We start from the raw sequence: 17,322 nt of genomic DNA, 5'->3' as shown, positions 1-17,322 counted from the left end.
TTATCTTATGATCATACCAGCTAACCGATCGAAGTCCTCATGTGAAAAGAATTCGATTTCTATCTTTCCACTACCGTTATCTTTTGCAGAAATATTTACTTTTGTTCCCAGAGATTCCTTCATTTTTTCTGCAGTATCCTGGTAAATATATTCTAAACTTTTATTTTTATCATTGTTTTGTATCTTTTTACTATTTGGTTTATTAAGATTCTTGATAAACTTTTCTACGTCTCTGACACTCATCTTTTCATCAAAAATCTTCTGTGCTATCATATATTGTTGTTCCGGATCTTCAATCGAAAGAATCGCCCTTGCATGGCCGGTGGAAATCATATCGTCAATTACCATCTGTTGTACTTCGTCACACAGTTTTAACAGTCTCATTGAGTTGGTAACAGCTGTCCTGCTCTTGGAAACTCTTTCTGCTACTTCATCCTGTTTTAAATTGAATTCCGTCAACAGTCTCTTATATGCCTGTGCCTCTTCAATCGGATTTAAATTTTCTCTCTGAATATTTTCAATCAAAGAGATTTCTACAATCTCTCTTTCCTCTAAATTCTTAATAATAACAGGGACTTCTTTCAACCCTGCTATTTTTGCAGCTCTCCATCTTCTCTCTCCGGCAATGATCTCGTAATGATCTTTCCGATCCTGTACAAGAATAGGCTGCAATAATCCAAACTGCTTGATAGAATCTGCCAGCTCCTGTAAAGCATCTTCATCAAAATTTTTACGTGGTTGTTCTCTGTTTGGTTCCACCGATGTAATTTTAACAACTGTTTCAGAACCTTTTTCACCCTGTCCATTGCTATTTACGTCATCACTGTTTTTTTTGCCTTCCCCGATTGCGTTGGGAATCAAAGAATCCAGACCTTTACCTAATCCTCTTGCCATGTCAAATATCCTTTCTGTTTATTACTTCATCCGCCAACGACATATAACTGCTTGTTCCCGCAGATTTGGGATCATAGAGATTGATTGGCATACCATGGCTGGGTGCTTCTGCTAATCTGATGTTACGAGGAATAATTGTCTTATATACATTTTGTTGTAAATTTTTCTTTACATTCTTTACGACCTGATTAGACAAATTAGTTCTGGAATCAAACATCGTAAATACTACACCTTCCATATCCAGTTTAGGATTCAATCTTTCCTTTACTAAATTCACAGTATGTATTAGCTGACTCAATCCTTCCAGAGCATAATACTCACACTGAATTGGTACAAGCACACTGTCTGCTGTTGTCATTGCATTGACAGTCAACATACTTAATGAAGGTGGACAATCTATAATAATAAAATCATAAGAGTCCTTGATCCAATCCATCTCGTTTTTTAAGATAAACTCTTTCTTTTCTACACCAATTAATTCTATCTCTGCCGCTGCAAGATTTACATTAGAGGGCAATATAGATACATTCTCTATTACATTGCTGATAATACAATCTTGAATAGAACACTCTCCCAATATTAATTCATATATTGTATTTTCCAAATCGTTTTTATCAATACCATATCCACTTGTTGCATTTCCCTGCGGATCTGTATCGATCATTAATACTTTCTTCCCTTTTGCAGCAAGAGATGCCGATAAATTAATTGATGTCGTTGTCTTTCCCACGCCACCTTTTTGGTTAGCGATTGCTATTATTCTTCCCATTATTTCACCTTTCGTTCTTTTACTTTTATTTATATGTATTGTTATGATTATATCACTTTATTATCATAGAATCTATAACAATATCTTGATGAATGTTTCACGTGAAACATCTATATCTAGTAACAATGATTTCAATAATTGTATTATTTATATATTGTCCTCTTTTCTTTGTATATTGATTATCAACACAATGACAATAGCAGAAAATGAAAATCTAAAAAATGTTTCACGTGAAACATTTTAAATAACAATCAAATCATTCTTAATAGCAAAAACCGCAGCCTGTGTTCGATCTGACACATCTATTTTTCGAAATATACTGGATATATGATTCTTAACCGTTCTCTCACTAATCCCCATTTTTTCTGCAATTTCTTTATTAAAAACCCCATGTGCAAGTAAAATAAGCACTTCCAATTCTCTTTTAGTTAAAGAATCTATTTTCTCTTTGTGATCATTTTTGCGGATCAACTGTGAATTCAGCTCCGGTATCAATTCCGGCTGAATATACGACTCACCATTTAATACAGATCTAATTGCCTTTTTCAGTTCCTCAGAACTGGAATTTTTCAATAGATAACCATCAATACCAATATCTACTGCCTTAACAAGATAATTACTTTCATTGTGTACTGTCAAAATTAAAACTTTAACCGGTATCTTTCTACTTCTAATTTCCCGTAATGTTTCAATTCCATCCATCTGTGGCATATTAATATCCAACAACAAAACTTCAGGTAAAACAGAGTTTAATATATCAAGACATTTCACACCATTATCTGCTTCCGCTATTATTTCTATATCCCCATCAAATTCTAATAAACGTCTGATTCCTTCTCTTACCAATACATGATCGTCTGCAATCATAACTTTTATACTTGCCATTTCTTCATCCTTTCTTTTTTAATATAATGACATGAACTTTCGTCCCTATTCCAGGAAGTGATGTAATCCTCATTTTTCCTGATATAGATTCTACCCTGTCCTTTAATACGATCAGCCCGAAATTTCTATTACTTATTTTATATTGCTCCAGATCAAAACCGACACCATCATCCTCTACATAAATTTCTATGTATTCCGGATTATTCTTTAATAATACTTTTAAATTTCTTCCTTGAGAATGTTTACAGGCATTGTTTACTGACTCCTGGATAATTCGAAAAATAGTAAGACTATCAGACTTATTCAGATCTATCTCATCAATTTCCGATAAAATAACCATATCCGATATTTCTTTAATTCTGGCAAGATGTCTTTCGATTGCTTCCCGCAAACCAAGATCATCAAAGATCATCGGTCGAAGGTCATAGATAATATCCCTGATCTCCTGGATCGTATCATTTATATTTTTTGTGATTGAAGCAATTTCCAGTTTTGCCTGCACAATATCTTTATCCATATAAAGAGACGCCAACTCAAGATTGTGCACAACATGTGTCAAATTTTGAAGCGGTACATCATGAATTTCTCTCGCTATCCTTTTTCTGTCCAGCTCTTGAATATCAAAAGCCAATTTTTTCTCTCTGTCTGTCATAATATCTCCCTTTAAATATTATTAATTTTATAAAAAATTTCTTTCTTGTAACCTCTCCGCTTTTCTTATATAATAAAATAAAAAAAGAGGTTTGCCATGAATAAAAATAGTAATAAAATCGCCATAATTGCCAGTACTATCACTACGGCAATCCATATTATAAACAAAATACAATATTCTGCATCCACTGCCAGAGAAATATTAAGCAGCACATACAATCAATACTATGAATGGCGATTTGGGAAAATTCGTTATACCAAAAGAGGAAACGGTACACCACTTCTTTTGATCCATGACCTTACGGTTGGAAGCTCTGGTTATGAATTTCATAAAATAATCGACCAACTTTCTAAACAATATGAAGTCTACTGTATCGATATGCTTGGCTATGGACTCTCTGATAAACCAAATATCACTTACACCAGTTTTCTATATGTGCAATTAATTACGGATTTTATAAAGACTGTCATTGGAAGAAAAACAAATGTCATAGCAACAGGAGACTCCTCTTCACTTGTAGTCATGACATGCCACAACAACCCGGAAGTATTTAATAAACTGTTCTTCATTAATCCTCAAAGCCTGTATCAGTTTCACTTAATACCTTCCAAAAAAACAAAGGCACTTAAAATAATCATAGACACCCCAATACTGGGAACTTTCATTTACAATATAATTACTTCCAAATATTCTTACAAAAAATTATTCCGTAAATACTATTATGCCAATGCTGACCGAATTGAAAAAGAAGAAATTATGGCCTATATAGAATCCAGTCATATCAATGATTATAATTCAAAATATTCATTTTCCAGTTATATTGGAAGATATATGAATCTCAATATTTTACACTCATTAAAAGAAATCAATCACAGTATATTTATTATTGCGGGCAAAGAAAAAAAGGAGAGCGAATCAATAGTAAAAAGTTATTTATCCTATAATAATTCCATTGAAACCATTTATATCTCTGACACAAAACAGTATCCCCATTTGGAAGCACCACAAAAAGTAATAAATCAACTTGATATATTTTTAAATTAATGAATCGGTTCTTTTGAAGGAAGCCCCGACTTACGTGGAAACTTAAGCGGAGTTTCCTTTACTTTTTTTATAAGAAGAATCGTTCGTTTCATATCTGTACGAGGAAGCGTAAAATCTACTCTGTCCATCAATTCACCTCCTAATACATGGATCGCCCGCTCTGCCATTGATAACTCCTCCGAAATTTTCTCGGATTTATAAGACAGAAAGAAACCATCTTTTTTAACAAAAGGAATACAGTATTCTGAGAGTGTAGATAAATTTGCTACTGCCCTTGAAACAGACAAATCATACTTTGCCCGTAATTTATCCGGCTTTGCAAACTCTTCCGCTCTTCCGTGTATCGTCTCAATCCCGGAAAGTTCCAATTCTCCGATCACTTCATCAAGAAAACGAATTCTCTTCTGTAAAGAATCCAACAGTGTAATTTTCAAATGAGGAAATACAATCTTCAAAGGAATTCCTGGAAAACCCGCTCCTGTACCAATATCAATGACCGAATTTATTTTTAAAAGATCAATACATTTGACAACGGAAAGACTGTCAATAAAATGTTTCTTAATGACTTCCGGATATTCCGTAATCCCTGTTAAATTCATAAACGAATTCCATTCAACAAGAAGATTATAATACTTTAAAAACTGACATATTTGTCGTTTATCTAAGGTAAGCGACAATTCCTGCAAATCTTCGACAAAATAACTCGTCTCATACTTCTCCAATAAAATTGTATCCTCTGTCACCATCTGCTATTTCTAAACTCCTCTGTATTTATTATAATGCTCCAAATATATCAATAACACGGATATATCTGCAGGAGATACTCCAGATATTCTCGAAGCCTGTCCAACGGAAGATGGACGGTAAGCAATCAACTTCTGTCTCGCCTCAATCCGGAGACTGGGAACATCATCGTAATCCAAAACCTCGGGAATCCTCTTCTTCTCCATTTTTTTGAACTGCTCTACCTGACGAAGCTGCCTGGAAATATATCCTTCATATTTGATTTCAATCTCCACCTGCTCAATTACGCTCTTCGGCAAAGGTTTCCGTTTATGATCAATCTCCTGTAACAAATCATAAGATAATTCCGGCCTGCACATCAATTCCGACAAACAGGTACCAGTCCTGAGCTCAGCGCTTCCATGATCTCGTAGAAATTTCTGTATGTCAGAAGACGCACCGACAGAAGTAGTTTTCAATCTCTCGATCTCATTTGAAATCATAGATTCTTTCAAACATATGTTCTGATACTGTTCTTCCGTAATCAAACCTACTTCATATCCCTTTTTTCTCAGCCGCAAATCGGCATTATCCTGACGGAGCAAAAGACGATATTCGGCTCTTGAAGTCATCATCCGATATGGCTCTGGTGTCTCCTTCGTAACAAGATCATCAATCAATACACCAATATATGCTTCCGATCTGTCTAAAATCAAAGGTTCTCTACCCTTGATCCCCATCACAGCATTAATTCCCGCAATCAATCCCTGAGCGGCTGCTTCCTCATATCCGCTGCTTCCATTCAACTGTCCAGCTCCAAAAAGTCCCTTTATCTTCTTAAATTCCAACGAAGACTTTAACTGCACTGCATTGATACAATCATATTCGATCGCATAAGCATTTCTGACAATCCGACAATGCTCCAGACCAGGCACAGTCTGATACATGGCAAGCTGCACATCTTCCGGAAGAGAGGAAGACATTCCTCCTACGTACATTTCATTCGTATGTATCCCTTCCGGTTCTATAAACACCTGATGTCTTTCTTTATCGGAAAATTTAACAACTTTATCTTCTATAGAAGGACAATATCTCGGTCCTACCCCCTCAATAATTCCGGCATAAATCGGTGAACGATCCAGATTCGCCCGAATAATCTCATGTGTCTTTGCATTCGTATAAGTAAGATAACAGGAAACCTGATCAATCTGAACATCTTCTTCCTTTGTAGAAAAAGAAAAAGGGACGACTCTTTCATCTCCAAACTGTTCTTCCATTTTAGTAAAGTCAAGAGATCTTCTATCCATTCTCGCCGGTGTTCCTGTCTTAAAACGTCGCATCTCAATCCCAAGTTTTTCCATGGAATCTGTCAGAAAATTGGCCGGCTGCAGACCATTCGGTCCGGTATAAGTGATTGATTCCCCACAGAGACATCTGGCATTCAGATAAGTACCCGTACAGAGAATGACAGCCTTACTTTCATAAACAATACCGGTACTTGTTTTCACACCTGTCACTCTCTTTACGACAATACCGGCAGGATCATCGCAATCCTCCGATAAAATTTCACATACTTCAGCCTGCTTTACAATCAGATGTTCCTGGTTTTCGATTACTCTGCGCATCTCCCGGGTATAATCTGCCTTATCTGCCTGCGCACGAAGAGAATGAACCGCGGGTCCTTTTGAAATATTGAGCATCTTTGACTGAATAAACGTCTTGTCAATATTCTTTCCCATCTCTCCGCCGAGCGCATCCAATTCTCTCACGAGATGCCCTTTCGATGAACCTCCCACATTGGGATTACAGGGCATAAGTGCAATACTATCTACGCTGACCGTAAAAATAACCGTATCCATACCAAGCCGCGCACAGGCAAGCGCCGCTTCACAACCTGCATGGCCTGCGCCAACTACACACACATCTGTTTTTATTCTCACTTCAGGCATCTACCGTAAACTCCTTTATTTCCCCATACAAAATTTTGAAAAAATCTCATTTACAAGATCTTCTTCCACTTCTTCTCCAATCACTCGTCCAAGAGAAGCATAGGCATTCATCAGATCAATCGAATAAAAATCTTCCGGCATATGAAGAGAGATACTTCTCTCCACCATCAGGAGACTTTCGTAGGCTTCCCTGATCGCCTCTTTATGTCTCGTATTTGTAATATAAATCTCATTCTCAAATGAAATCTTTCCCCTGAAAAACAGCTTCCATATCATCTCTTCCAATTCATCAATCCCTGTGTTTTCAACCGCAGATATTTTTATAATCGGAAAATCTTCTCCTAACTTCTCTCTTATTATATCTTCTGTCACAACGGCAGGAAGATCTGTTTTGTTCAAAAGTATAATCGTATTTTTATCTTTTACAAACGAAAAAATAGAGACATCATTTTCATCAAATGGAACCGAAGAATCAATAATATATAAAATTAAATCAGCATTTAATGCAAATTGAATTGCCCGTTCCACACCAATCTTCTCTACAAGATCATTCGTAGAACGAATCCCTGCCGTATCCATAATACGCAGTCCAATTCCTTTTATTTTTATTGATTCCTCCAGTGTATCTCTCGTCGTACCCGCAATATGCGTGACAATCGCCTTCTCCTCCCCTGCAAGCAGATTCAACAGAGAAGATTTTCCGACATTTGGTTTTCCAAGTATTACTGTTTTAATGCCTTCTTTTATTATTCTACCATTATCCGCACAATCCAGCAAATTTTTTAATTTTAAAATTAATTTTTGCAATATTACTGACAATCGTTCTTCATATCCATCCAAACTGATATGTTCCGGATCATCAAGTGCAGATTCAATCAATGCAATCTCAAAAATAATTGTTTCCCTTAATTGTCTGATAACTGCAGAGACAGATCCCCGAAGCTGACTGATAGAAGACTTCAATGCAAAATCATTCGAAGAATGAATCACATCCATGACTGCCTCCGCCTTTGAGAGATCAATTCTTCCATTCAGAAAAGCACGCTTCGTAAACTCTCCTGGTTCGGCAAGTCTTGCCCCATGTTTTAATACAAGCTCCAAAATACGCTCCGTAATAAAAACACCGCCATGACAGTTGATCTCAACCGTATCTTCCATCGTATAACTTCGGGGCGCCCTCATCAGAGAAACCATCACCTCATCGACAATCTCATCGCCGTCATAAATAAAACCATAATGAATCGTATGACTATCCGCTTCCTTCAGAATAGATTTTTTACTCTTTGTCCGAAATATATGATCTGCAACCGAAACCGCTTCCTCTCCACTGATTCTGATAATACTGATACCTGACTGCGACATGGCAGTTGCAACTGCAGTGATCGTCTCTGTCCTCATAATTCCTCCAAACTTCATCCTGGCCCAGACATAAAAACAAAAAGGTGTATATCAAAAAAGATATACACCTTCCCAATTACTTTTTCAATGTAACTACTACCCTGCGGAAAGGCTCATCCCCTTCACTATGTGTCGTTACATACCTGTCATTCTGGAGCGCAGAATGAATGATCCTTCTCTCGTATGGATTCATTGGCTCCAAAGATACAGGACGTTTTGTTCTCTTTACTTTAAATGCAATATTTTTAGCAAGATTTTCCAGCGTATCTTTTCTTCTCTTCCTGTAATTCTCCGTATCCACCTTCACACGAATATAGTTTTCCACATCTTTATTCACAACAAGAGAAGTCAAATACTGAAGCGAATCCAATGTCTGTCCTCTTTTTCCGATCAGAACTCCCATTTCATCGCCGCTCAGATCAATATCCATCAAATTGTCAAGTTCATCATATTTAATTGTAATGACAACTGTGAGATTCATAGCTTCAAACACGTCATTCAAGAATGTCTTTGCAACATCCTGCACGGAAGATTTCACTTTTGCCTTAATCACAGCCGGTTTTGCGCCGATTCCCAAAAATCCGGCAGAACCTTCTTCGATCACTTCATATTCCAGCTTATTACTTGTAACAGATAATTTCTGACATGCTTCCGTAATTGCATCATCCACTGTTTTAGCGCTTATTTCTATAAAATCCATGATGGCTTCCTCCTACTTATTATTTTTCTCGTTATACTCTTTTACCATATTTGCCTTTGCTGCAATACTTCCTGGTTTCAAACTTCCGGAATAATATTCATTGGCTTTTCTGAGCATTTCTTCTTTCTCTGCTTCGGTATACTTCGACTTCGAACTGTTCATCTTTCTCGTACTCATACCGGCATAATCATTTAACTGCTGCCCGGAAACGCCCATCTTTTCCATCTTTTTCTCACGTTTTTCCACATTTTTTCTGATCACTTCATCCATATCGATCTTATCAATATGCTTATTGATCAATACCTGCTGAATACTTCTGACGATCGCGCCGGCAATCCAGTAGATACCCATACCGGCCGGAAGTGTAAAGCAGAAAACTGCTGACATAACAGGCATCATCATATTCATTGTCTTCATCGAAGCAGCCACACTGTCCTGACCATTATTGCTTCCCGTCTGCGGCTGGGGCATCAGCTTAAAATTAACCCACTGCGTAAGCGCAGCCAGAAGAGGAACCATAAGCGCCGCAATAATCATCAGATAAGCACCGGACTTAAAAGCATTCATCACGATAAAAGAAGGAGAATCCGAAATATTCATTCCCAAAAAATTATTGTACTCGCTTAATTTTTCAACCGTACTCGACACATCTGCTGACAGACTTGGGAACTTATCCACAATACTCTGCCATTCGGCTGTGGAAGCCTTATTCAGACAATCAATATAAGTATTCTGTACATAAGAAGTCGTACCATTCAAAAAAGCCTCATTGGTAAACTGCTTTGCATACATATTGGCATTTTTAAAACCCTGGATCAGTTCCATACTGCCATCCTGTGCAATCAGCTTGTCCACAAGAGGAAAAAAGGCTGCCTTGATCTGCTGTACATAAGCCGGCATCGAATAGATAACACGATAAAGAGCAAAAAGAATCGGCATCTGAATCAAAAGCTGAAGGCAACTCCCTGTAGGAGAAACGCCGTATTTATCATAGATAGCTTTCGTCTCCTCATTCATCGCCATCATTGACTCATTATCTTTTTTGTTCTTATATTTCTTTTGAATAGCCTGGAGTTCAGGATTCATCTTTGCGGAAAGTTTCGAAAACTTCTGCTGCTTGATCGTAAGTGGTGTCATACACGCATAAATCACGATCGTAAATAAAATAATAGCCAAACCAACATTGGGAATACTCATTTTATCCAGTAAAATAAAAATACCATCCATTAAATATCCCAAAAGAATGGCAACTGGCCTTAAAATGCCCGACTGCTGGGTCAATAAAATACCACCTGACAATTTTTTGTCCTCCTTAAACATCTCCTTATCATCTTAAGGAACAGGATCATATCCTCCTTTTGAAAAGGGATTACATCTGAGTATTCTCCAGACAGCAAGCCAACCGCCCTTAATCACACCATATTTTTCAATCGCTTCCAGACCGTACTGAGAACAGGAAGGAGTATAAGGACATCTCGTTCTTTTCATCGGAGAAATGTACTTTTGATAAAATTTTATTATAAAAATAAATATTTTTTTCATAATAAATTCCAAACGCCTCATAAGTTCCCTTTGAATATTAATCATGTAAAATCTTATGAAGCCTGCCTAAATGCAGCAGAGCACTTTCTATTTTCTGATAAGATACTTCCGCTGCACTGACTCTTGCAATGACTACCATATCTAAACCACTATTAAATATGCTTTCGTGTAGTCTGTAACTTTCACGGATCAATCTTGTAATACGATGTCTTACAACACTGTTTCCTACCTTTTTGCTCACTGATATTCCCAATCTGTTTCTGCTTTGATCATTCTCCATAATATACATTACCAAATATTTATTGGCAAAACATCTGCCATTTTTATATACAGACTGAAAATCCTTATTCTTCTTTAAAGATTCCGAAAATACCATAAACAAAAGCCTTTTTCCAGGAAAAGAGAAAAAAAGGCCACATAATTGCGGCCTATGCTGATAATCTCTTTCTTCCCTTTGCTCTTCTTGCAGCGATTACTTTTCTTCCGCCCGGACTGCTCATTCTGGAACGAAAACCATGAACTTTTGCTCTCTGTCTCTTCTTAGGCTGAAATGTCATTTTCATATTGATACACCTCCTTTAATCTTATGGAAAATATCGTTACAATTATATAAGAAGAAAGGTTTTAAGTCAAGACAATCTTTTCAATTCTGTGTTTATTATCCACAGAATGTGTATAAAGTGTGGATAACATGTGTAAAAATATAGATTTGAAATTTTTATTTATATAAGGTAATATATAGTAGAGATATTTTATGATCAGGAGAATCAGAAGATGGAAGAACTGAAAAACAAATGGGAGACCATTAAAGAAACTGTAAAAAAAGAATATGACCTGTCAGACATTTCTTATAATACATGGGTCGCCCCTCTTCAATTTTACAAAATCGAAGATGACACTGTGATTATTTCCATACCTTCTGATCAGTCTTATGCCCTGAAATATATTTCCAGCAAATATAAAAGTTACTTTCAGGTAACGATTACCGAGCTGATGGAACACGAATATAAAGTTACATTTATATTGGAAAAAGATCAGGAAAAAGAAATCAAGGAGTCCAAGATCACAGACCCCAGTTATCTGGCCAATTATGAAAGTGCAAACCTGAATCCCAAATATAAATTTTCCACTTTTGTCGTCGGCAGCAACAACAAATTCGCACATTCCGCATCACTGGCAGTGGCAGAATCCCCAGGCGTCACCTATAACCCTCTCTATCTGTACGGCGGAGCGGGTCTTGGGAAGACCCATCTGATGCATTCCATCGGACACTTTATATTAGAACAAAACCCTAATATGAAAGTACTCTATGTGACAAGTGAACAGTTTACCAACGAAGTAATTGAATCAATCCGCAGCGGTAATGCCGCCGCCATGACAAATCTTCGGGAGAAATACAGAACGGTCGATGTCCTTTTGATCGACGACATCCAATTTATCATTGGTAAAGAAAGTACGCAGGAAGAATTTTTCCACACATTTAATGTACTGCATTCTGCCAGAAAACAGATCATACTGTCCTCAGATAAACCACCGAAAGATATGGAAACGCTGGAAGAAAGATTCCGTTCCCGTTTCGAGTGGGGACTAATTGCAGATATTCAAATACCGGATTATGAGACAAGAATGGCAATCCTTCGCAAAAATGCGGAAAACTTCGACAAAGACATCAGTGATGACATATTGGATTACATTGCCACCAACATCAAATCCAATATCCGGGAACTGGAAGGCGCATTCAACAAGATCATAGCCTTTATCAGGTTAAATAAAGTAGAAGAAATGACGATGGCAATGGCTGAGGATGCCCTGAAAGACATTATTTATCCTGATAAACCAAAAACGATAACGCCAAACCTGATACTGGAAACTGTGGCGGAACATTATCATATCAATCCTGACGATATTACTTCCAAAAAAAGAAATGGCGAACTGATTCAACCAAGACATGTCGTCATGTATCTCTGCCGGAATCTAGTTGATATTCCTTTTGCCAACATTGCAAAACTTTTGAACAAAAAAGACCATACGACTGTGATTCATGGTGTGAATAAAATCACAGAAGAGATGAAAAAAGATGAAGAACTAAAAAACAAAGTCGATATTATCATCAAAAAATTGAACCCCTGACAAAAGTTATTAACACTTGTCCGCTTTTATTCACTGGCTGTTCCAAGTTTTTCACTTGTAAAATATTTTCAATTTCCCTTGAAAATAGTATAATATGGGGGATATAAACAAATTCACAGCCTCTATTAATACGATTACTGAATTCATATTATATATATTGTTAATTTCACGTTGACGTGTTATTCAAATTGAAGAAAGGAAGTTATCCACTGATGAAGTTAAAATGTTCGAAAGCCAACTTATTAAACGGTGTACAGATCGTATCAAAGGCAGTACCCAGTAAGACGACAATGTCTATTTTGGAATGTATTCTCATAGATGCCAGAAGAAGCAGTATTACATTGACTGCAAATAATATGGAACTCGGCATAGAGACAAAGATAAAAGGCGATATTCTGGAAAAAGGAATGATTGCACTGGATGCTAAGATTTTTCTGGAGATTGTCCGAAAACTTCCTGATAATGACATAATAATCGAGACGGATGATTCCTTTAAGACAACAATCATCTGTGAAAAAGCAAAATTTAATATCATCGGAAAGTCAGGTGACGATTTTTCTTATCTTCCTGTAATCGAAAGAAACGATTCCATTATCGTTTCTCAGTTTACATTAAAAGAAGTAGTCAGACAGACCATCTTTTCCATCGCTGACAATGATAATAACAAACTGATGACAGGGGAATTGTTTGAGATCAGGGAAGATAATCTGAAAGTTGTCTCGCTTGACGGTCATAGAATTTCTATCAGAAATATTAAGTTAAAGAATTTTTATCCGAACAGAAAAGTTGTCGTCCCAGGCAAAACGCTGAGTGAAATCAGTAAAATCCTCAGTGGAGACACTGATAAAGACGTCTCTATCTTCTTTACGAATAAACATATCGTATTTGAGTTTGATAATACGGTCGTTGTCTCCCGTCTGATCGAAGGAGAATATTTCAAGATCGATCAGATGCTTTCCAAAGACTATGAGACAAAGATTAAGATTAATAAAAAAGAATTTTTAAATTGTATAGACAGAGCGACACTACTCGTAAAAGAGGGTGATAAAAAACCGGTTATCATCACGATCACTGACAATGGCATGGAATTAAAGATCAATTCTACTGTCGGAAGCATGAATGAGGAAATCGACATCAAAAAAAGCGGCAAAGATATTATGATCGGTTTTAATCCAAAATTCCTGATTGACGCTCTGAAAGTGATTGACGACGAAGAGATCGACGTCTATATGGTAAATCCCAAGGCGCCTTGTTTTATCAGGGATTCCGGAGAAAACTATATTTATTTGATTTTGCCGGTCAATTTTACCACTGTCTCATAAATTGAAGATCGTATGATTAGAATGGATAAAAATGGAAATTATTAAATTAAAAGATGAATTTATCAAATTAGGACAGGCATTGAAGGCAGCAGGCGCTGTCGGAAGTGGCGTGGACGCAAAATTCGTCATACAGGACGGGCTTGTCAAGGTGAATGGCATTGTGGAAACACAGAGAGGAAAAAAACTCCACAGTGGAGATGTTGTGGAATACAGAGGAAATCAGATCAAAATCGAGGCATAGACGATATGGTAATCAAGTCACTGGAACTTTCCAATTTCAGAAATTATGATTTCCTCGATCTGACATTTGACAAAGGTACCAATATCTTATACGGAGACAATGCTCAGGGAAAAACAAATATTTTAGAATCAGTTTTTGTATCCGCCACTACGAAATCTCATAAGGGCAGTAAGGACAGAGAGATGATTCAATTTGACAGAGAAGAAGCACATATCCGCACTTATCTGGAGAAAAACTGTCTGGAAGCTAAGGTTGATATGCACCTGCGCAGCAACAGGTCAAAAGGAATCGCTATCAATGGACAGAGAATCAAAAAGGCAGCGGAGCTGCTTGGATTATTGAATGTCGTATTTTTTTCTCCCGAAGACCTGAGTATCATTAAAAATGGTCCTTCTGAGCGACGCAGATTTGTAGACATGGAGCTTTGTCAGCTGGACAGTTTTTATTTATATCATCTCAATCATTACAATAAAATTGTCAATCAGAGGAACAGGCTGTTAAAAGATATTTCAATCCGGCCGGAACTGAAAGATACACTCAGCATATGGGATGAGCAGTTGGTTTCCTATGGTATTAAAATCATAGAGAGAAGAAATATGTTTGCAGACCAACTGAATGAGATCGTATATGGCATACATAAAAAGCTGTCCGGAGAGAAAGAACAACTGAAGGTCGTTTATGAACCTGATGTGACGAAAGAAGAATTTGAACAAAAATGTAAGAAAAATCAAGAAAGAGACATAAAATTAAAACAGACTACGACAGGACCCCACAGAGATGATTTTTCTTTTATCATTGACAATGTAGATATTCGTAAATTTGGTTCTCAAGGTCAGCAGAGGACTGCTGCACTTTCTCTGAAATTATCTGAAATCGAACTTGTAAAAAGGATTTCAAAAGATACACCTCTATTATTGTTGGATGATGTTTTGTCAGAGCTGGACAACAATCGGCAGAATTATCTGCTGAATAGCATAGGAAACATTCAGACAATCATCACTTGCACAGGTCTGGATGATTTTATCAATCATCGTTTCGAAATCAATAAAATATTTAAAGTGACAAATGGAACGGTGGTGAGTGAAAACTGACGGGTAACGCCAGATTATAGCGGGAGGAATTTATGAGTACGGAATATGGAGCAGACCAGATTCAAATATTGGAAGGTCTTGAGGCAGTTAGAAAAAGACCTGGGATGTATATAGGAAGTACCTCTGTCAGAGGTCTTCATCATCTTGTGTATGAAATTGTGGATAATTCCGTAGATGAAGCGCTTGCTGGTTATTGTGATACAATCAAAGTGACGATAAACAGGGATAATTCTGTCAAGGTTGAGGACAATGGCAGAGGAATTCCAGTAGGTATCAACCATAAAGCTGGTATTCCTGCAGTGGAAGTTGTATTTACGATACTTCACGCGGGAGGAAAATTTGGCGGTGGGGGATATAAAGTTTCCGGAGGGCTTCATGGTGTTGGAGCCTCGGTTGTCAATGCACTGTCCGACTGGCTGGAAGTTACGATCTGTCAGGAAGGGATTGTATATGAGCAGAGATATGAAAGAGGAAAGGTATGTTATCCTCTGCGTGAGGCAGGAACCTGCGAGCCTGATCATACAGGTACAACTGTCGTATTCAAACCGGATGCCTCTATTTTTCAGGAGACAGTAGAGTTTGAGTTTGACACTTTGAAACAGCGTCTGCGGGAAATGGCCTTTCTGACAAAAAATTTAAGGATCATTCTCTGTGATGAGCGTGTGATCGATGAAAATACCGGAGAGGTAAAACCTCTGAAAAAAGAATTTTATTATGAGGGCGGGATCAAGGAATTTGTTACATACCTGAACAAAAGCAAGACCGCTCTTTATGAAGATGTGTTGTATTTTGAAGGTGAAAAAGATGGTATCTATGTGGAAGTGGCAATGCAGCATAATGATTCCTACATGGAGAGTTCTTATAGTTTTGTCAATAATATCAATACACCGGAGGGTGGGACGCATCTGGCCGGATTTCGCAATGCTATCACCAAAACGTTCAACGATTATGCGAGAAATAATAAGCTGCTCAAAGACAACGAACCAAATCTGGCCGGTGAAGACATCCGCGAGGGCATGACAGCTATTGTCAGTGTCAAGATTGAAGATCCACAATTTGAAGGACAGACGAAACAAAAACTCGGTAATTCGGAAGCGAGAGGAGCTGTTGATAATGTTGTCAGCGAGCAGCTCACATATTTTCTGGAACAGAATCCTTTTGTCGCCAAATTGGTCTGTGAAAAATCAATTCTCGCACAGCGTGCGAGAGATGCAGCGAGAAAAGCGAGAGATTTGACAAGAAGAAAAACAGCTTTGGAAGGAATGGCTCTTCCCGGTAAACTGGCGGACTGCTCTGACAAAGATCCGAAAAACTGTGAAATCTATATCGTTGAGGGAGATTCTGCAGGGGGCAGCGCGAAGACGGCCAGAAGTCGGGCAACGCAGGCGATTTTGCCACTTCGCGGCAAAATATTGAATGTAGAAAAAGCAAGGCTTGACAAAATCTATTCTAACGCGGAGATCAAAGCGATGATCACGGCCTTTGGTACAGGCATACACGATGATTTTGACATCGCCAAATTGCGTTATCATAAGATTATTATTATGACAGATGCCGATGTGGACGGCGCACATATTGCCACATTAATGCTCACATTCCTTTATCGCTTCATGCCGGAGCTGATTAAGGGCGGATTTGTATACCTGGCGCAACCGCCGCTCTATAAATTGGAAAAAAACAAGAAAGTCTGGTATGCCTACAGTGACGAAGAACTTGGTAATATTTTAAACGAAGTGGGCCGTGATCAGAACAACCGGATTCAGCGTTATAAAGGATTGGGAGAAATGGATGCGGAACAGTTGTGGGAGACGACGATGGACCCGCAGCGACGTGTTCTGCTTCGTGTGACAATGGATGAAGAGGCAGAATCGGAGATTGATTTGACATTTACGACTTTAATGGGTGATAAAGTAGAACCCCGGCGGGAATTTATCGAAGAGAATGCCAGATTTGTAAAGAATTTGGACATTTGATCAGGAGGA

Annotated in this window: 18 protein-coding genes; 6 read left to right on the top strand and 12 right to left on the bottom strand. The window is 37.7% G+C overall.

Annotation, left to right across the window (positions count from 1 at the left end):
• The 4 genes from V1224_15560 to V1224_15545 all read right to left on the bottom strand — a co-directional run bounded on the left by V1224_15560 (window position 1) and on the right by V1224_15545 (window position 3,200).
• On the bottom strand, window positions 1-894 hold the full coding sequence (locus tag V1224_15560; GenBank protein WWR15862.1) for a ParB/RepB/Spo0J family partition protein: 894 nt from the start codon (window positions 892-894) through the stop codon (window positions 1-3).
• Window position 895: 1 nt separating this feature from the next.
• Complete coding sequence (locus V1224_15555; protein WWR15861.1) at window positions 896-1,663, bottom strand: AAA family ATPase; 768 nt, start codon at window positions 1,661-1,663, stop codon at window positions 896-898.
• Window positions 1,664-1,903: 240 nt separating this feature from the next.
• Window positions 1,904-2,548: a response regulator transcription factor gene (locus tag V1224_15550; GenBank protein WWR15860.1), complete on the bottom strand. Its 645-nt coding sequence runs from the start codon at window positions 2,546-2,548 to the stop codon at window positions 1,904-1,906.
• A 4-nt stretch (window positions 2,549-2,552) separates the two neighbouring features.
• Complete coding sequence (locus tag V1224_15545) at window positions 2,553-3,200, bottom strand: sensor histidine kinase (GenBank protein ID WWR15859.1); 648 nt, start codon at window positions 3,198-3,200, stop codon at window positions 2,553-2,555.
• 96 nt (window positions 3,201-3,296) lie between these two features.
• On the opposite strand from V1224_15545, the gene V1224_15540 reads away from it, so the two are divergent.
• On the top strand, window positions 3,297-4,244 hold the full coding sequence (locus tag V1224_15540) for an alpha/beta fold hydrolase (protein ID WWR15858.1): 948 nt from the start codon (window positions 3,297-3,299) through the stop codon (window positions 4,242-4,244).
• Here the strand turns inward: V1224_15540 and rsmG are convergent.
• The 8 genes from rsmG to rpmH form a co-directional block, all read right to left on the bottom strand.
• The gene (gene rsmG / locus V1224_15535; protein ID WWR15857.1) at window positions 4,241-4,990 is read right to left on the bottom strand and encodes a 16S rRNA (guanine(527)-N(7))-methyltransferase RsmG; all 750 of its coding nucleotides are present in this window, start codon (window positions 4,988-4,990) and stop codon (window positions 4,241-4,243) included. The two genes, V1224_15540 and rsmG, sit on opposite strands and share 4 nt — an antisense overlap.
• Window positions 4,991-4,999: 9 nt before the next feature.
• A complete protein-coding gene (gene mnmG / locus V1224_15530; GenBank protein WWR15856.1) occupies window positions 5,000-6,916 on the bottom strand; it encodes a tRNA uridine-5-carboxymethylaminomethyl(34) synthesis enzyme MnmG in 1,917 nt (638 codons plus the stop codon).
• 15 nt (window positions 6,917-6,931) lie between these two features.
• Window positions 6,932-8,314: a tRNA uridine-5-carboxymethylaminomethyl(34) synthesis GTPase MnmE gene (gene mnmE, locus V1224_15525; GenBank protein ID WWR15855.1), complete on the bottom strand. Its 1,383-nt coding sequence runs from the start codon at window positions 8,312-8,314 to the stop codon at window positions 6,932-6,934.
• Between the two features lie 76 nt (window positions 8,315-8,390).
• Window positions 8,391-9,014 carry an RNA-binding cell elongation regulator Jag/EloR gene (gene jag, locus V1224_15520; protein ID WWR15854.1) on the bottom strand — a complete coding sequence of 208 codons (624 nt, stop codon included), beginning with the start codon at window positions 9,012-9,014 and terminating at the stop codon, window positions 8,391-8,393.
• A 12-nt stretch (window positions 9,015-9,026) separates the two neighbouring features.
• Window positions 9,027-10,334, bottom strand: coding sequence for a YidC/Oxa1 family membrane protein insertase (locus tag V1224_15515; GenBank protein WWR15853.1), 1,308 nt, complete (start codon window positions 10,332-10,334; stop codon window positions 9,027-9,029).
• Window positions 10,335-10,346: 12 nt separating this feature from the next.
• Window positions 10,347-10,556 (bottom strand): membrane protein insertion efficiency factor YidD, encoded by a 210-nt coding sequence (gene yidD, locus V1224_15510; GenBank protein WWR15852.1) that lies wholly within the window; start codon window positions 10,554-10,556, stop codon window positions 10,347-10,349.
• Window positions 10,557-10,593: 37 nt separating this feature from the next.
• Window positions 10,594-10,932: a ribonuclease P protein component gene (gene rnpA / locus V1224_15505; GenBank protein ID WWR15851.1), complete on the bottom strand. Its 339-nt coding sequence runs from the start codon at window positions 10,930-10,932 to the stop codon at window positions 10,594-10,596.
• Between the two features lie 52 nt (window positions 10,933-10,984).
• Complete coding sequence (gene rpmH, locus V1224_15500; protein ID WWR15850.1) at window positions 10,985-11,119, bottom strand: 50S ribosomal protein L34; 135 nt, start codon at window positions 11,117-11,119, stop codon at window positions 10,985-10,987.
• A 211-nt stretch (window positions 11,120-11,330) separates the two neighbouring features.
• Between rpmH and dnaA the strand changes: the two genes are divergently transcribed.
• The 5 genes from dnaA to gyrB all read left to right on the top strand — a co-directional run bounded on the left by dnaA (window position 11,331) and on the right by gyrB (window position 17,313).
• Window positions 11,331-12,686: a chromosomal replication initiator protein DnaA gene (dnaA, locus tag V1224_15495; GenBank protein ID WWR15849.1), complete on the top strand. Its 1,356-nt coding sequence runs from the start codon at window positions 11,331-11,333 to the stop codon at window positions 12,684-12,686.
• Window positions 12,687-12,898: 212 nt separating this feature from the next.
• The gene (gene dnaN, locus V1224_15490; protein WWR15848.1) at window positions 12,899-14,008 is read left to right on the top strand and encodes a DNA polymerase III subunit beta; all 1,110 of its coding nucleotides are present in this window, start codon (window positions 12,899-12,901) and stop codon (window positions 14,006-14,008) included.
• Between the two features lie 31 nt (window positions 14,009-14,039).
• Window positions 14,040-14,249 carry an RNA-binding S4 domain-containing protein gene (locus V1224_15485; GenBank protein WWR15847.1) on the top strand — a complete coding sequence of 70 codons (210 nt, stop codon included), beginning with the start codon at window positions 14,040-14,042 and terminating at the stop codon, window positions 14,247-14,249.
• A gap of 5 nt (window positions 14,250-14,254) precedes the next feature.
• Window positions 14,255-15,340 (top strand): DNA replication/repair protein RecF, encoded by a 1,086-nt coding sequence (gene recF, locus V1224_15480; protein ID WWR15846.1) that lies wholly within the window; start codon window positions 14,255-14,257, stop codon window positions 15,338-15,340.
• Between the two features lie 32 nt (window positions 15,341-15,372).
• A complete protein-coding gene (gyrB, locus tag V1224_15475) occupies window positions 15,373-17,313 on the top strand; it encodes a DNA topoisomerase (ATP-hydrolyzing) subunit B (protein ID WWR15845.1) in 1,941 nt (646 codons plus the stop codon).
• Window positions 17,314-17,322 lie beyond the last annotated feature (9 nt).

This window comes from Lachnospiraceae bacterium JLR.KK008 (assembly GCA_037015955.1).
Lineage (GTDB): Bacteria > Bacillota > Clostridia > Lachnospirales > Lachnospiraceae > VSOB01.
The sequence above is the reverse complement of the archived record's forward strand: the minus strand, read 5'-3'. Positions and strand labels throughout refer to the sequence as shown.